The organism is Alteromonas sp. BL110 (genome assembly GCF_003443615.1).
In the GTDB taxonomy this organism is placed as follows: domain Bacteria; phylum Pseudomonadota; class Gammaproteobacteria; order Enterobacterales; family Alteromonadaceae; genus Alteromonas.
This window is the reverse complement of record NZ_CP031967.1, coordinates 26,003-41,894: the sequence shown is the minus strand read 5'-3', so window position 1 is coordinate 41,894 and position 15,892 is coordinate 26,003. Positions and strand designations below refer to the sequence as shown.

Sequence of the window (15,892 nt, the reverse complement as noted above, 5' to 3'; positions counted from 1 at the left end):
ATGCTACAGCATTCTGCTACTAAGAACCGGTGTATCCAGAGGGAAGAAAGTGGCAAAACCATTAGTTAGTGTAATTATACCAGTCTACAACGACGAAAAGCGCATTATAGATTGTGTGAATTCGGTATATGAACAGTCTCAGAAAAATTATTCTTTAGAAGTCATAGTAGTAGATAACGGCTCTTCAGATAACACCCTTGCTATTATCGAAAGTGAACTTAAAACTAAGTATAAAGACTTGATATTGGAAAGATGTGAAGTTCCAGGTTCCTATGCTGCGCGTAATCAAGGCTTGTCGGTGTGTAACGGCGACTTTACTGCTTTTACAGATTCGGATTGTATTGTTTCGAAAAACTGGATAGACGCCAATCTTACGAAGATTAAAGGGGAAGGGGTTACGACAATAATAGCCGGTGAGGTCAATTTTTTTAAAGAGAACGAAAAATTTACTGAACAAAGCGCTATTGATTTTGAAAATACTTTCTCAATGAAACAAGAAGAAAATGCTAAAAATGGCAAGTGTATTACAGCAAACTTCTTCTGTTATAAGAAATTCTTCGATTCCGTGGGTGTATTCAATTCTAAATTAAAGTCTGGGGGAGATGTAGAAATAAGTCAGCGCGCTGTAACTAAGGGGGGAGCAGTAATATTTAACCCTGAAGCATCAGTCAATCACCCATCTAGAAATGTCCATGAATTGATTGTCAAACGTAAAAGAATTATAGGTGGAAACTGGGAGACAAAGTTAAAACGCTCGACAACTGTAGAAAGAGTCGCTTTTTTAGTTAAACTTTTAAAAATGTTTCTTGGGCGCGGAAAGAGCGTCTTATTCAATTCTAACCTAACCCTCAGTAGGAAAGCAGGCCTAATTTATCTACTGTTCAAAATTTGGATAACTAGTAATGTTGAGTTCTTTCGTCTTTTTTTGGGTAAAGAGGCTAATAGAAGTTAGTTTTAGTATTTCATTTGACCACAATTTTCAAATCTTAAGTATTAACGGAACAACTAAATAATGAAAGTTTTAATAATAGGCAATCACTCGTGTGGCAATAGAGGTGATGGAGCGATACTTCGCGGTTTAATAGAAGAGCTTGAAAGGCATGATAAGAATATTGATATTGATCTTATTTCGCGTTTTCCAATTAGTTCAGAAATACTATTAGGCAAAAAGTTCGAGAATGATTGGTTATATAGATACAAAAGTTATTCAGGCGGTTTGAAAGGAAAGATTAAGAACAGGCTTTTTAAAAATAAACTCTTTCAGCAGCTTTTGTCTTCAGCTAAAGAGGGCGAAGCTGACAAAAACCTACCTGTTGAATTTAAAGACTATATAACTTCACTGGCAAAATATGACTATGTAATTCAAGTTGGCGGCTCTTTTTTTGTTGACTTGTATGGTCTAGGCCAGTTTTATCACGCATTTTGCGCAATAGCTGCCAAACGTCCATTGTTAATGCTTGGCCATTCAGTAGGACCTTTTGAAAATGAGTTATTTTGCGAAGCTGCAGAACTTGTTTTTTCAAAAGCTAAAATACTTGGATTGCGTGAGCCAGTAAGTAAAGGGCTTCTTGAAGAGAAAATGCCTCTGCCTGAAGGTTTTTTTGAAGGAGCAGACACTGCGTGGTTAGTTGGTCGTAATAAACTTGTATTAGAAAATCAAACTTTAGACGAGTTTGTGGCTAGTGGAAAAACAGTAGCAATCACATTAAGAGAGCTTAAACCATTTGATAAAAGGTTGGGTATATCTCAAGAAGAATATGAAACTGCTTTTGGTAAGTTGTGCAATAGTCTTATTGATAAAGGGGTAAATGTTCTAGCGTGCTCTACTTGCACTGGAATAGAGGGTTACCAAAAAGACGATAGAATGGTAGCTTTTAGAGTAAGTAAGCTTATAAAAAACACTGACAAATTCAAAGTTGTTATGGACGAGTTGAATGATGTGGAGTTAGGCAATCTTCTTAGTAAATGCGCGCTGACAATTGGAACTAGGCTCCACAGCGCCATAATATCTATGAACTTTGGTACACCAGCGTTCGCTTTAAATTACGAGCACAAGTCTGAAGGCATAATGAATCAACTTGGGTTAAGTGACTTCGGGGTTCCATTAGTAGAATTAATAGACAAAACTTTAGAGCAAAAAGTATTCAGTGTATTATCTGATATCGCCTTAGTGAATGAAAATGTACGTATTGCTGTGGAATCAGAACGCGAAAGAGCCCGTAGCATGATCGCTCACTCATTAAATTAGAATTTTTGTCAATAATTTTTACACTAATACAAGGTGCTTCTGTAAGTTATTGTATTTTCTGTCTATTTTTATTGGCACGCGGTTTGCATATAGCTGATTAGTGGTTTGACCTTTTAGTTTTGTCAAAGGATTTAAAATGAAGTTTATTTCTAAAATTGCGTGTATCGCGACGTTGTTTTTAGTGAGCAGCGCGAACGCTGCTTTTATTGATTTTAATGATTACTCTGCGACAGAGTATAGTAACCAGTATAAAGCAGGCACTGCTACGGTTGATAATGGCGGAAGTACCCTAACGTTAGATGGGAACCTATGGGTAGACATCTTAGTTAATACTACTCTGACAAGTACTTCTATTTTGAATTTCACGTTTGAAGCGAATGGTTTAAACGCAGAGTTATACGGCATTGCTTTTGATATTGATGATAGTTTTTCTGTATCAGAAATGGGTGATTTTGCTTTTGTGGGCGGGTCGCAATCTACTATGTTCCCGAGCGCAAATGTTCTTTCTGACTATGAAAGTGGCGATGGCGTTGTTAACTTTTCAATTGAGATTGGACAATATATTACTGGTTCATTTAACCGTATAGTTTTTATTCTTGATAATGATGAAAATTGGTCGGGTTCTGTTGCTTCATTCACCAATGTTGAAATTTGTGACAACATCTTAGTTTGCCAGTCTTCTTCAGTAACTCAAGTAGCTGAACCAAGTCATATTGGTTTTGCGGGCCTAGCTATCATGCTAGTTGGTGCGCTGAGACGTAAAATCAAAAAGTAAACCAACATCGATATGAAAAAGCCGCTCATTGAGCGGCTTTTTTTGTGTTAATCTTCCTGTCTGCTTTAATGGGATAATTTTAAATGGCATTACGTTCAAAAACGTTAATGCCATCCGGCCTTTACCATTAACGATACTTTGCATAAATGCTTTTTCAAACGCGAGCTAGCTTGCATTTCCTTGTTTCAAACCGTTGGGTTATTAAAGTAGTGCAACAACATTTGTCAAATAAGGTAGCGAGTAGCCTACTGTTTATTAAGCAGAGTGCTTAGCTCCTTCCCCAGCTTTAAAGAGTTGAACTCGTTTTCAACCTTCTTTCTAGCTTCCTTTACAACGTCGTTTAGATCGTCACTATTAGCAACGTTTTTTATAGCCATTGCAATAGCTTCAGGGTCGTGTTCTGGGACTAAAAATCCGCTTACACCATTTTCGATTAGTTCAGGGATACCACTGTGATAAGTACTAACAACTACTAAGCCAGAAGCCATAGCTTCCATCAAAGCTACCGGTATTCCTTCCATATCTCCCTTGCTATCAACTATCGATGGCAATAAAAATATATCTGATTTTTCAAGGCTTTTTTGGACGTAATCTGGCGATTGAGCGCCGTGGAAGGTTATACGATGATCTACTGAAATGGCTTTACTCAATGTTACAAGTTCATCATGTAATGCGCCACCGCCTATTATGTCTAAATGGAAATCATCAGATAAATAGCGCATTGCTGAAATAGCATACTTAAGGCCTTTCTTCTCTGTTGCTCTTGCTACACTAATAATTCGAATGGGTTTGTTCACAGGTTTATATTTTAGTGATAACTTGTCAACATCTACGCCCATTCGCAAAACTTTTATCGATTCGCTGCTAGCTCCCCATTGCTCTAAGCGCTTTTTCCAAAAATTGCTTATTGGTAGTAAAGTACTATCTTTTGCTAGGTCAACGTACTTATTTTTCCACAGTTCTATATTTTCATATTCACTAATCTCGTAACCATGAAAAACTGTATTTAAATGACCAGATAAAATGCCTGAGTTTTTCATTGCCTTAGCAATCACACCGTTATTTCCGAAGTGAGCAATTATGCTGTTAGCACTAAAATTTTTTGTTTTATTTTTCCAAGAAGTAATTGCTATTTCATAGGCTAAAGTTATTTTGTTGTTTTTCATAAGGTGAACTACTAAATCAGCACATGGCGCTAATTTTTTTTCATAAGTTCGAGACAATATTAGAAATTTTGCTATGAACATCAGCTTAAAGGGTTTTTTCACTGATTGAGCACCCTGTGGGCTAATAAAGTGCGTCCTAGATAAAAGGTTGTTCCGTTCTAACGACGCTAAATGAACAGTTTCTTTTTCTTTATAGAACGAAACTATCTGGACGTCGAACCCATTATCTATAAGTGAATTCACTTGGTCTATAACAAAGGTCTGCGAAAGAATCGGAAACTTTTTGACAAAGAATATAACTTTTTTCAACGAAACTATCCTTTTTTTAATCGAAGAAGGCCATCTCTAATAGAAGAAATGTATTTGAAGCATAGGAGTGATACTAAGAGCGTTACTAAACCTACGATGCCTTCCCGTACCAGAAAGATATCGATAGTTACGTTTAAGAAAAGCATTTTTAGTAATATTAATGGAATCAGCAGTAGTGAAAAAGGGATCGCCAAACTGAGTATAATGTCAGTCAATGGGATGGTTAAAACTTGCCCTACAACCAACTTGTTTGCAGTGGGTATAACTAGTAGCTGGAAAATAATCAACGCTACAGCGAGGTGAATTACACCAAAATATGAAGAGCCGTATATAACTGCAATATTCGGAATCATGATGCCAAGATTCCAGTAAAAGTTAGCTTTGGTTTTTCCAGAAGAAAGAACAATGGGGCCTATCAAATTACTAGAACCTACTCTAATAAACCAAAAAGCACCTAATAAGGATAGAACTATGTATTGCGAGGCGTACTCGTCACCCAATAACAACGAAGCTACTAAATCAGAAAAGACAATGATTGGCACATAGAAAAATGCTAATACAAATGATTGAGCGCCCATGAAATCCAAGTAGGTTTCTCTTAAGCGATTTGCATTAGACTGTAATCCCGCAAAAGTTGGCAGCGCTACCTTATTTACTATTGGTTGTACTGCCATAGCTGGCCGACTGGCCAATTGCTTGATGACATGGTAAATGCCAAGGTCGTTCGCGCTCAATGTAAGTGACAATATGAGGACATCTAGTTGACGTCGAACGATATTTAAGCTTTGTGTTCCAAATTCGAAAGCACCGTAGTTAAATGCTTCTCTTATAATAGCTTTTTCAAAAGAGGGGCTAAAGTTCACGACTTTACTAAAAACAATAATCAAACCAATAAGCCTAAATATATAATAACTAATATACGATACGAGTAAGCAGAAAATTTCTAGCTCGGTGGTATTGATAGCGATTAGAAAAGATAGAGATTTGGCTGTTATTTCAATCTTTGCAACCTTATCGTGTGAAAATTGCTTGAGTCCAATAGCTTGGTATTGAGACGATAGTGCTGAAAGTGGAAGCAGAATTGCAGCCAACTGCATTGGCCCTTCGAGGATAGGGTAGCCAAGTAGTGTGGTAAGCATTGGGCCTACAAAATAAAAAAATAAAAATGCTGCAATGCCACTACATGCAACCATCAGAAAAATGGTATTAGTGCCACGTTGACTTATTTCTTTTTTATATATTACAAATGAGGATATGCCGCCAAGGGCCATAGCTGTGAATACTTCGATAGCTAAATTGACAATAGCGAAATATCCATAAGTAGAAGGCTCGATATAACGGGTTAAAATTGATATTTGTAATATTGTTAACAGTATAGTTACCATGGTGGCGACGGTAGTCCATTTAGTAGCGTTAACTATCCTGCTCATAAAATGTTAAATCCTTTCATGTACTTATTTTTTAATTGAGTTGTTATAAAACTGTATCGATGGTAGCTTTAGAAATTGCCAGTTGCCGAACATTTAGCAATAAACATACCTTGATTTTATGTGGTATGAGTGTGCTTAAATAGGAATAATATGTAATGAATGTTCTACTATTATTAAAATTGCCTAGCTTTCAGGAATGATAACATCAATTATTGAATGCAAGGTGACAAATTATTCGTAAAAATGGAAGGCGTAACGTGCTTACGAAAGTATAGTTTCTGTAAGAAGTTATTCTTGTTGAATAGAAGCGCCCGTCTTTTACAATTTTGGTAAACATCCTGAATCAATGGTTAACAGTGACCCGCGTTTTACCGATAGCCAAACTATTAAGCCGAGAAGAAGTTACTCCTAACCTTTCAGGTTACCTGAGAGCTATACTAAGGCCTTATTAAGAATTAGAAAATACGCTTTCTATTGCCAATCACAGTTTCCTTTTATTTGATTTTTATCGCTTTAAAAGCCGCTTTATCTCTATTACGCCAGCTCTCAATATCGTCATTATCTAGTACTAGTATCAAATAGTTCACTTTACCTTTTACATATTGCCCAATAGGAAAAGTTATAGTGCTTGATTTTGGGATAAAAGAATCTTCACCTCTGATCCCCCAAGCCTGTTTACCATAAAATTTAACCACTCTAGAGCTATTTAATTTAGTGTCTGTCTCAAAGCCAATACCAACTACCTCTGGGTTACCTTCTACTTCAAGCTCCAATTCTAATACAGAGTCTTCGGTTAATACGTAGCTAATAGGAAACATCTGCCAATTGTTGCCAGTCAAGGTAACGGTATTGTCGTCGGAAATGGTAGTAGTTCCGTAGCGATACTGTTTAGGAAAACCCGTATACTCAATCTCGCTCGCTTTAAATTCCCACACTGTTGGTGGCTGCACTACGACTGCTTGTAACGCTACTTCCGTAGAAAAGTTAGGTATTTTAAATTCTTCGGGTACATATAAAGTAGGTTCAGACGAACTTTGCAGTGACTCAATGTATGAAAAATCATCAGAGTAGGGGTGTTCAACAACGTTATCTAAATTAAATTCGTATCTTGCGTCACCAGAGTTCTCGTTAAAACAAAGGTCGTTAGTGCTTGTACTGCCTATATATTTTTCTTTATCAAAAATACAGTAGCCAACTGAATAGCCCGTATTCTTAGTCAATATAATATTGTTCTGGGTGGTAACCCAAAATGTCGTGTCATTATTTACTTTCGATGCAGCAATGCCATTACGCTCTACGTCAATAACATTTTCGAAAACATAGGTTCTGCCTGCTGGTTTAGAAATTAGTCCTCCAGCTTTTATTGCAGTCCACTCTTTACCTGTTTCGTCACCTAAATTGTGTATGTAGTTATGAAAAATATAGCTGGGGCCTAATGTATTCGGCGCTATGCTAATACCAGCATAGCCTTGCTCCATTTCGTTATCGTATACCAACACATTTTGTTGGCCGCCATCTATTTCTATCAAGTCGTCATTTGCATAGGCTAGGTAGTTGCCATAGATTGCCGAGTTCTTAACGAAGCCACCACGTCTTTCGAAGTTTTTTCTGCCCTCAATAACATCATTGAACCTGTGGTCTGGCGCGCCGTAAAAGCGATTATTTCTAACAATGAATTCGCCTCTGTATGCATCGCTATCGTGGTATGCCCAAACTTGTAGCGCATTTGCACCTTTAGGGTGACCTACTGCCCAGCTATTCGCACCTAAGTTAGGGCTATGGACTTCACATTCTTCAATTACTGCAATTCCACTTCGTTCTAGGTAAATACCCGAATCGTAATTGATAGGTGAATTATTAGTAGTACTTGAATAGGCTACACCGTTTCTGATATCTACGGCCTCTCTACCATACTCCGATACGTTGCAACCTTTAATCCAGATATGGTGTGCTTTCTTTGCAAATATACCGTAACGTTGCCCGCCCTTAACTGTAAGGTTTTCTAGCATAACATACGAGTTGTTACCAATATTCACAGCAGTAAGTACATCGTTGCCAGCTTCAATAACGGGGCCGTCGCCTATAATTTTTGCATAGCCATCTGCGCTACCTTCTATATTTAGCGCTTCTAAATCTAGTTGGCCGCCAGAGTAAATTTCAGAAAGGTAATAAATTTTGTTTGGGTCGATAGGGGGCGTATTTGGTTTTGTGGTGGTTTGAAAGGAATGTTCAACGATATCGCCATAAGCATCCGTAATCGTCACTTCAATATGGTATGTAGTGTCTGCTTCTAGGTACACTATACTTCCAGCAAACGACCCGTAAATGGGCTCCCAAGATAAATCTAGCCCTTCACGCCAATAAGTATCATCTTCGGCTCTAAATTTGACGGTGGCGGTACTTTCTTCATCCTGGCCGTAGATAACTAACCCTATAGAGTTAATAAGTGGGGTAGCAGTATCTTCAAAGCCAGAAGCCGAAGCGGCAAAAACTATCGAAGGGTCTAACCCTGCTGTAATCGCAGCCTCGTAAATATCGTTTTTGCTCAAACCTGAATATGTTGAAATTATTTTCATCCACTTTGCTGTATCGATTGGGTACAAAGCAAATAGCGCAGAGGCTTGGTTAGAGGTTAAATTGGCGAACAGCGTTTTCTTTGCTTCTTCACTAAGTGGTGGCTTACGTGATAACACTTTTTGCTTATACAGTTGGGCTATTTCGTCGTCGTACTTTTCAACAACGGTTGATAGGTTTTTGGGGCCTTTGTAATCAGCTAGTAATGAGTTTACGGTATTGTTGTCATTAATATTTGCATTAAGATAGTTATGCAAAATATCACCGGGTTGACCGCCCTTTGTATAACCTTTGTCATTCTTGTTCACTGTGGCACAAGAAAGCATTAGAAACGACAGTAAACCAATAAAAGCGAAGCGAAAAATAGATGGCTTTGAGTTAGCAGAGTGCATGGTATATCCCTATAGATTGCAAAACATGAAAGGAAAACTAGGGCTGTATTAAAAGGGTAGTGCTAACGTTGGTACGTAGCAAGGCGGTGGCTAGGATCTTTACAATTTTAGTTTGCTTCTGCTGGTAAAACAGCCCGCCTTATTGTGGTTCTTTGAAGTTTTAGAAAAAGCGGAATCTAAATTGCTTAATCTAAATATTTGAAAATGGACTATTAATGATTGTTTGTTATTAACTCACCCATTTCAAGAATAATATTAAGAGTCAATTTGGTATACTCGTTTGTAAACCGGACAAAGCAATTGCTTCTATGCACTAAAATGGAAATTTTATGAAGAAAAAAGTAGCCGTTATTCACCCTGAAGCAGGGTTTTCATCAAGCGGCGGATCTCAGCTCAGTGCGTATGAAATGGCGGAACATCTTGCCACATTTTTTGACGTAAAGCTTTTAAGCTCATCCAAATGTAGTGAACACAGTGTAGTAATTCCCTGTATTCCCAGAGGGAAAGTGAAAAAAGCACAGCGCAATAAAACCATTGACTGGTTGCTAACGCGCTTTGTTTCTAATCCATCTTTGCTTATCGAATCGCTAAGTAGCTTCTTAACATACACGCCATATTTAATGTTTAAGCGGTGCGATGTCATTTACCCTAATAACGATTATGGTGGCTTAGCAGTAGCAGCAGTAATTAGAAAGCTATTTAAGACTCCCATTCTTTATACCGAAAGGGCAGGGATGGTATCAAACGGTAAAGTATTACGTCGCAATTTGAAATTTAAGCCCGATTGCTTGGTTGTGTTTAACCAAGAAACCAAAGAGTATGTTCATTCTATAGCACCTGAACAACGGGTCGAGATTATCCCTAACGGTGTAAACTTAGCTAAATTTAGCCCGCAGGGCGAAAAATATGAGCATGGTTTACAGGGCAAAGTGTTATTAACTGTTGGTGCGTTAAATAGGCAAAATCACAAGCGTATACATTTAGCCATCGAGGCAGTAAGTCAACTAAACGACGTGTCGTTACTTATTTGTGGTGACGGCCCAGATGTACAGTACTTTAATGACCTTTGTACACAAAAGTTAGGTGTGCAACGCTTCAAAATCGTTAAAGTCGACTTCGCTGATATTCCTAATGTTTATCGTTCAGTTGATGCATTTACATTGCCATCTGAAGACGAGCCTTTTGGGCGAGTATATCTAGAAGCAATGGCTAGCGGGTTACCTGTTGTAGCTACCGATGACTCCATGCGCAGAACACTAATAGGTAAAGCCGGGGTGGTTTGTAACGTTGAAAATACTGAAGAATACGCTGCTGCCATAGCCACTACACTATCAACCGACTGGGCCAACGCGCCAATAGAGCAAGCGGCTGATTTTAGCTGGGAGAGTGTGGCAGAACGTTATGCGGACGTAATAAATAGTTTATAAAGTTTTACTTCTAACGTAACAGTGCGCTGTTAATATCGATAACAGCGCACATGATAGTTTTGTAAATGCTGCTTACTTGCCGAACTTCCGACGAAGCCTATCTTTCCCTAAAATAACCTTGGCTGTTGCAACTAACCCAGCTTCTCTCACAGACAATCCAATCCAACCCAGCTTATTATTTTTCTTGCCAATCTGACTAAGTATTTGATTAGCAACACGGTCGTTATAAGCTTCTTTGCCTAATAGCGCTTTATGTTTTTTAAATGCCTTAAGCCTTGGAAAGACTTTTTCTAAGGGCATATTGGCTACTTCGGTAGAAATGCTAACGTGTCCTCTGCGATAGAAATAAATATCTTTAGGTATGTTTTTGAACACAGCATCTTCTAGTGTAATACGAACGAAGAAGTCCCAATCTTGGCTGTTCTTTAATTCTTCATCAAACATCAGCTTTTTAGCTAATGAAGCCTTGCACGTAACACCACTCATTCCGCAGAATTTATTACCTTTTTTGATTACATCGGTGGTAATGATTTCAGTTTCGTTAATGTGAATTTTATCCGGTGTTTCAAGAAATCGATAACCGCAGGTCACGGCATCTGCATGTTGATGCTCTGCAATGTGCTGTTCTAGATAATCATTGTCCCATACATCATCGTCATCTAAGAACGCAATAATATCTGATGTCGACTTGGATATACCTAAATTACGTGCCGCGTTAGCACCTGATGCAACTGGAACTTTAACGTAAGTAAATTGCTCACTTGGAAAAAGAGATAATACTTCTTCATAACTTACTGACGAGCCATCATCAATAACGAACACTTCTTTTGGCATAACAGTTTGTTTTAATACTGCAGCGAGTGATTCTTTGAGGTAGTCTGGGCGATTATGCGTTGTGATTACAACAGACACAGTGTTTGGCATTTTCACTTCCGTATTTAAGGTGATTGTATTGGCTAAAGAGCACTCCCACACAAAGTAAAGCAATATATGTACCGCCAAAACTTTTGAAGGTACATGCGGCTTTTACTTCCTTGCCCCAATGATGCACGAATATTGAAGTCACTGCATTAGTTTTGTCAAACGTTAGACCTTGAAGAATATTGTCTTACGCGTTTCTATACGACTAAACCAAAGTAATAGTAGCGATAGCAGTAAAAGTGAGTCTATTGTTGGCGAACTTACCTTAACCGTTTCCACACTCGTTAGAGTAAATCTAACGGTAGAATCTACAGGATAAGTAACTCCAGCATTTACATCATCAACCCTTTCAACAAGTTTAAGTGAGCCGCCACCTTTTTGGGTTCCTGTAGTAAGGTCGTTATCGAACCATGAAACTGGCGAAGTGAAATCAGGCATTTCGTCTCGTAATAAGGTGTCTTCATTAAAGGCTAAGAAATCATTTATTAAGTCGCGAAAGCCGAAGCTCAAATCCTGTGTTCTTTCTAAACTACGATCCGAAAAAAGGGTAGTTTTTCTAGCGTAATCTTTAAGCGATATGCCATCGCCAATATAGCCATCGTCATAAGTTGGCCCATCGTACATTTCTAACATTTCTTCGGGATAATATTCATCATACTCTGGTTGATAAACCCCTTCGTTGTTCAACTTAAAGAGCATATCACCAAAACTAATGCTAGATGTTATTGCTGGGCGGTCGTTATCGTGTACAGACCACCAGTAATAGCTTGTCTCAAGCCTGCCACGAATTGGCGCTGAAGTGTCTAACGTGAAAGAACCCGTTACCTGTTCTCCCAGTAAATCAAACGGGTCGAAAAACTCCAGCGCTGAGTTTTCTACTTCTGAGACAAACCCGTTGAAGTTATAAGTTACAATTGCACTGTTCACCGAAAAACTCGCAAAGATGAGAGCAATACTACTTAGCAGTTGACGATACGATATATTCATAAAGTAGCCTAAATGATTGCTTAAAAATTATACTTTAGTCTACTGATGACTACGTTGCTAGAACTTCTTTGTTATATCGTACGGGTTTCAAATAACGTTGTAAGTTATCCCGTCGTCTGTTTAAAACCCACAAAATTTCGCCATTATCAGCTATATAGGGTAGCGGTAATGTCTGTCACTCGTGTAAACTACCGCTTTTATTTCAGGCAAGCCTTAGCGCACAGAATAATTCTTCCTATGCTTTGGCCATGCAGTCATCATGTAAATTGAGGAAAACATGGAGCTTGACGCTATTATCAATCAGGCACAAAGCCAGATTGACGCTGCACAAGATGCAGCCACATTAGACCAAGTTAGGGTCGAATTCATGGGTAAGAAAGGTAAACTTACCGACTTACTTAAAGGGCTTGGAAAGTTATCGAACGAAGAACGTCCTGCCGCTGGCCAAAAGATTAATCAAGCAAAGCAGGTTATTCAGCAAGCTATTTCTGCAAAAGGTGAGTTTTTACGCACTGAAGAGCTTAATAAAAAGCTAGCAGAAGAGGCCATTGATGTAACTTTGCCTGGTCGTACTGAAAAGCCAGGTAACTTGCACCCGGTTAGCCGCACTATTGCGCGTATTGAATCTTTCTTTGGTGAGCTTGGTTTCTCGGTTAAAACCGGCCCTGAAATTGAAGATGGTTTTCACAATTTCGACGCACTGAATATTCCTGCGAATCACCCAGCGCGTGCCGACCACGATACCTTTTACTTTAACCCAGACATGATGCTTCGTACGCAAACCTCTGGTGTTCAAATTCGTACTATGGAAGCGGAAAAGCCGCCATTGCGTATTATCTCGCCGGGGCGCGTGTATCGTAACGACTACGACCAAACTCACACGCCAATGTTCCACCAAGTGGAAGGTTTGATGGTTGATAAGAACGTGAGCTTTACCGACCTTAAAGGTATTTTGCACGACTTCTTACATCACTTCTTTGAAGAGTCGCTAGAAATTCGCTTCCGTCCGTCTTACTTCCCGTTTACCGAGCCATCAGCTGAAGTAGACGTAATGGGTAAAAACGGCCAGTGGCTTGAAGTACTAGGCTGCGGCATGGTGCATCCAAATGTACTTAAAGCGGTGGGTATCGACCCTGAAGAGTACACAGGTTTTGCCTTTGGTATGGGCGTAGAGCGCTTAACTATGCTTCGTTACGGTGTTAACGACTTGCGCGCGTTCTTTGAAAACGATCTTCGTTTCCTTAAGCAGTTCAACTAAGGCAGAGAGTACACATGAAATTCAGTGAAAAATGGTTAAGAGAGTGGGTTAACCCGTCGCTGTCGGCACATGAGCTGTCTGAACAGTTGAGCATGGCTGGCCTAGAAGTAGACGGTGTTGAGCCAGTAGCAGGCGATTTTAAAGGCGTGCTAGTAGGTGAAGTAGTGGAGTGCGGTCAGCATCCGAACGCCGATAAACTGCGCGTAACTAAAATTAACGTAGGTGGCGATGAGCTACTTGATATCGTTTGTGGTGCGCCTAACTGCCGTCAGGGCATTAAAGTAGCAGTTGCTGTTGTTGGCGCTGTGTTGCCGGGCGACTTTAAAATTAAAAAAGCGAAGCTTCGCGGCGAGCCGTCATTCGGCATGCTATGTAGTTTCTCTGAGCTAGGTATTAGCGACGACCACGACGGTATTATCGAGCTTCCAGCCGATGCACCTATTGGCGAAGACATTCGCGATTACCTTGGTCTTGACGACAACGCCATTGAAGTAGACCTAACACCAAACCGTGCAGATTGTTTGGGTATTCGCGGTATTGCCCGTGAAGTAGGCGTGCTTAATAACCTTGACGTGTGCGAGCCTGAAGTAGCTGCGGTAGACGCAACTATTGAAGATAAATTGTCAATTACGTTAAGCGCGGATGACGCATGCCCACGTTATTTGGGCCGGGTTGTTAAAGGCGTAAATGTTAAAGCTGCATCGCCACTGTGGTTAGTTGAAAAGCTACGTCGTTGCGGTATTCGCAGCATCGACCCAATCGTTGATGTGACTAACTTTGTATTGCTAGAGCTTGGCCAGCCAATGCACGCGTTTAACCTTGCCAGCATTGAAGGCAACATTAACGTGCGTATGGCGAACGAAGGTGAAGCCCTTACGCTACTTGACGAAACCGAAGCTAAGCTGCAAAGCAATACTTTGGTTATTGCTGACGACAACAAAGCGCTAGCAATGGCAGGTATTTTCGGTGGCCTACACTCAGGTGTAACTACTGAAACTCAAGACATTTTGCTTGAAAGTGCGTTCTTTAGCCGTGATGCGATTATGGGCCGTGCCCGTCAGTACGGTTTGCATACCGATGCGTCGCACCGATACGAGCGTGGTGTAGACCCACAGCTTCAGCGTAAAGCCATGGAGCGCGCTACTGCACTAGTACTAGAAATATGTGGTGGTGAAGCTGGCCCTGTTGTTGAAGCAGTGGCTGAAGACAAGCTACCTAAGCAAGCTACGGTTACGCTACGTCGCGAACGTTTATCTCGCGTACTAGGCATTAGCATAGATGATGCAAAAGTAACGGAAATGCTTAACCGCCTTGGTTTAGACGTTACTCAAACAGAAGCAGGCTGGGAAGCGGTTGCGCCAAGCTATCGTTTCGATATTTCAATTGAAGAAGATTTGATTGAAGAAATTGCCCGAGTTTACGGCTACAACAACATTCCAAACGTGGCGCCAAAGGCGACCTTGGCTATGTTGCCTTCGCAAGAAGCTAAGCTGCCGCTAAACACTATGAAGTCGTTGCTACTTAGCCGTGGCTATAATGAAGCGATTACTTATTCGTTTGTAGATCCTAAAATTCAAAACGCATTATTCCCAGACGTGAAAGGCATGGTGTTACCGCACCCAATTTCATCTGATATGTCGGTAATGCGCGTAAGTTTATGGCCGGGTTTGCTAGGTGCTACTGCGTATAATCAGAAGCGTCAGCAACAACGTGTTCGCATGTTTGAAACCGGATTACGCTTTATTCCTCAACAAGATGCGCCAAATGGTGTATTGCAACAACAAGTAATTGGTGGTGTAGTAGCAGGGCGTCGTAATGAAGAACATTGGGACTTGGGCGACAGCCCGGTTGATTTCTTCGATGCAAAAGCCGATGTTGAGGCGTTGTTGGCACTTACGGGTAAAACCGGTGAGTTCCAGTTCGTTACAGGGCAGCATAGTGCGTTACACCCTGGCATGACGGCAAAAATTTTGCTTAATGATGAAGAAGTTGGCTATATTGGTGCTATACACCCGCAGTTTACTAAACTGCTTGGTGTTAACGGCCGCGTATTTGTGTTCGAACTAGTGGTAGATGCCATTACCGATCGTAAATTACCGTCAGCCGTACCAGTATCGCGCTTCCCATCAAATCGCCGTGATATTGCTATTACGGTAAAAGATGAAGTGCGTGTAGGGAATGTTCTTTCTTACATAGAAAATATTGGCGTAAATCAACTAGTTGCTCTAAACTTGTTCGATGAGTACAAAGGCAAGGGAATTGAGCCTGGCTATAAGAGCCTTGCTTTGTCACTTCATTTACAAGATCCGGATAAAACCTTGGAAGAAGCTGAAATTCAGCAAGCTGTAGATACTGTGGTTAAAGGTCTGGAATCTGAGTTTGGGGCCGCGTTAAGAGAGTAAACT

The 15,892-nt window shown here is 40.1% G+C and carries 11 protein-coding genes; 6 read left to right on the top strand and 5 right to left on the bottom strand.

The window, feature by feature from the left end; genetic code table 11:
* The first annotated feature begins 49 nt into the window (after positions 1-49).
* The 3 genes from D1814_RS00175 (at position 50) to D1814_RS00165 (ending at position 3,023) form a co-directional block, all read left to right on the top strand.
* Complete coding sequence (locus D1814_RS00175) at positions 50-952, top strand: glycosyltransferase (protein WP_232368936.1); 903 nt, start codon at positions 50-52, stop codon at positions 950-952.
* Between the two features lie 60 nt (positions 953-1,012).
* Positions 1,013-2,248 (top strand): colanic acid biosynthesis pyruvyl transferase WcaK, encoded by a 1,236-nt coding sequence (gene wcaK, locus D1814_RS00170; RefSeq protein WP_118489568.1) that lies wholly within the window; start codon positions 1,013-1,015, stop codon positions 2,246-2,248.
* A gap of 136 nt (positions 2,249-2,384) precedes the next feature.
* Positions 2,385-3,023, top strand: a complete 639-nt coding sequence (locus D1814_RS00165; protein ID WP_118489567.1) for a hypothetical protein — start codon at positions 2,385-2,387, stop codon at positions 3,021-3,023.
* A gap of 245 nt (positions 3,024-3,268) precedes the next feature.
* Here D1814_RS00165 and D1814_RS00155 read toward each other — a convergent pair whose 3' ends face one another.
* The 3 genes from D1814_RS00155 to D1814_RS00145 form a co-directional block, all read right to left on the bottom strand.
* On the bottom strand, positions 3,269-4,291 hold the full coding sequence (locus D1814_RS00155) for a glycosyltransferase (RefSeq protein WP_147402521.1): 1,023 nt from the start codon (positions 4,289-4,291) through the stop codon (positions 3,269-3,271).
* A 212-nt stretch (positions 4,292-4,503) separates the two neighbouring features.
* The gene (locus tag D1814_RS00150) at positions 4,504-5,928 is read right to left on the bottom strand and encodes an oligosaccharide flippase family protein (protein ID WP_118489564.1); all 1,425 of its coding nucleotides are present in this window, start codon (positions 5,926-5,928) and stop codon (positions 4,504-4,506) included.
* Positions 5,929-6,422: 494 nt separating this feature from the next.
* Complete coding sequence (locus tag D1814_RS00145) at positions 6,423-8,894, bottom strand: right-handed parallel beta-helix repeat-containing protein (protein ID WP_183037612.1); 2,472 nt, start codon at positions 8,892-8,894, stop codon at positions 6,423-6,425.
* Between the two features lie 329 nt (positions 8,895-9,223).
* Here D1814_RS00145 and D1814_RS00140 point away from each other — a divergent pair, with 329 nt between their 5' ends.
* Positions 9,224-10,321, top strand: a complete 1,098-nt coding sequence (locus D1814_RS00140) for a glycosyltransferase (protein ID WP_118489563.1) — start codon at positions 9,224-9,226, stop codon at positions 10,319-10,321.
* Positions 10,322-10,393: 72 nt separating this feature from the next.
* On the opposite strand, the gene D1814_RS00135 is transcribed toward D1814_RS00140, so the two are convergent.
* Positions 10,394-11,245, bottom strand: coding sequence for a glycosyltransferase family 2 protein (locus D1814_RS00135; RefSeq protein WP_118489562.1), 852 nt, complete (start codon positions 11,243-11,245; stop codon positions 10,394-10,396).
* A gap of 162 nt (positions 11,246-11,407) precedes the next feature.
* Positions 11,408-12,229, bottom strand: a complete 822-nt coding sequence (locus tag D1814_RS00130) for a hypothetical protein (RefSeq protein ID WP_118489561.1) — start codon at positions 12,227-12,229, stop codon at positions 11,408-11,410.
* A gap of 277 nt (positions 12,230-12,506) precedes the next feature.
* Between D1814_RS00130 and pheS the strand changes: the two genes are divergently transcribed.
* Together pheS and pheT are read left to right on the top strand one after the other, a co-directional pair.
* Positions 12,507-13,487, top strand: coding sequence for a phenylalanine--tRNA ligase subunit alpha (gene pheS, locus D1814_RS00125; protein ID WP_015066912.1), 981 nt, complete (start codon positions 12,507-12,509; stop codon positions 13,485-13,487).
* A gap of 14 nt (positions 13,488-13,501) precedes the next feature.
* Positions 13,502-15,889 carry a phenylalanine--tRNA ligase subunit beta gene (gene pheT, locus D1814_RS00120; protein ID WP_118489560.1) on the top strand — a complete coding sequence of 796 codons (2,388 nt, stop codon included), beginning with the start codon at positions 13,502-13,504 and terminating at the stop codon, positions 15,887-15,889.
* Positions 15,890-15,892 lie beyond the last annotated feature (3 nt).

What these genes read in the sequence shown, in the direction of transcription:
- D1814_RS00145 (WP_183037612.1), bottom strand. Translation starts at nt 8,894, where the DNA reads ATGCACTCTGCTAACTCAAAGCCATCTATTTTTCGCTTCGCTTTTATT.
- D1814_RS00150 (WP_118489564.1), bottom strand. Translation starts at nt 5,928, where the DNA reads ATGAGCAGGATAGTTAACGCTACTAAATGGACTACCGTCGCCACCATG.
- D1814_RS00140 (WP_118489563.1), top strand. Translation starts at nt 9,224, where the DNA reads ATGAAGAAAAAAGTAGCCGTTATTCACCCTGAAGCAGGGTTTTCATCA.
- pheS (WP_015066912.1), top strand. Translation starts at nt 12,507, where the DNA reads ATGGAGCTTGACGCTATTATCAATCAGGCACAAAGCCAGATTGACGCT.
- D1814_RS00135 (WP_118489562.1), bottom strand. Translation starts at nt 11,245, where the DNA reads ATGCCAAACACTGTGTCTGTTGTAATCACAACGCATAATCGCCCAGAC.
- pheT (WP_118489560.1), top strand. Translation starts at nt 13,502, where the DNA reads ATGAAATTCAGTGAAAAATGGTTAAGAGAGTGGGTTAACCCGTCGCTG.
- wcaK (WP_118489568.1), top strand. Translation starts at nt 1,013, where the DNA reads ATGAAAGTTTTAATAATAGGCAATCACTCGTGTGGCAATAGAGGTGAT.
- D1814_RS00165 (WP_118489567.1), top strand. Translation starts at nt 2,385, where the DNA reads ATGAAGTTTATTTCTAAAATTGCGTGTATCGCGACGTTGTTTTTAGTG.
- D1814_RS00130 (WP_118489561.1), bottom strand. Translation starts at nt 12,229, where the DNA reads ATGAATATATCGTATCGTCAACTGCTAAGTAGTATTGCTCTCATCTTT.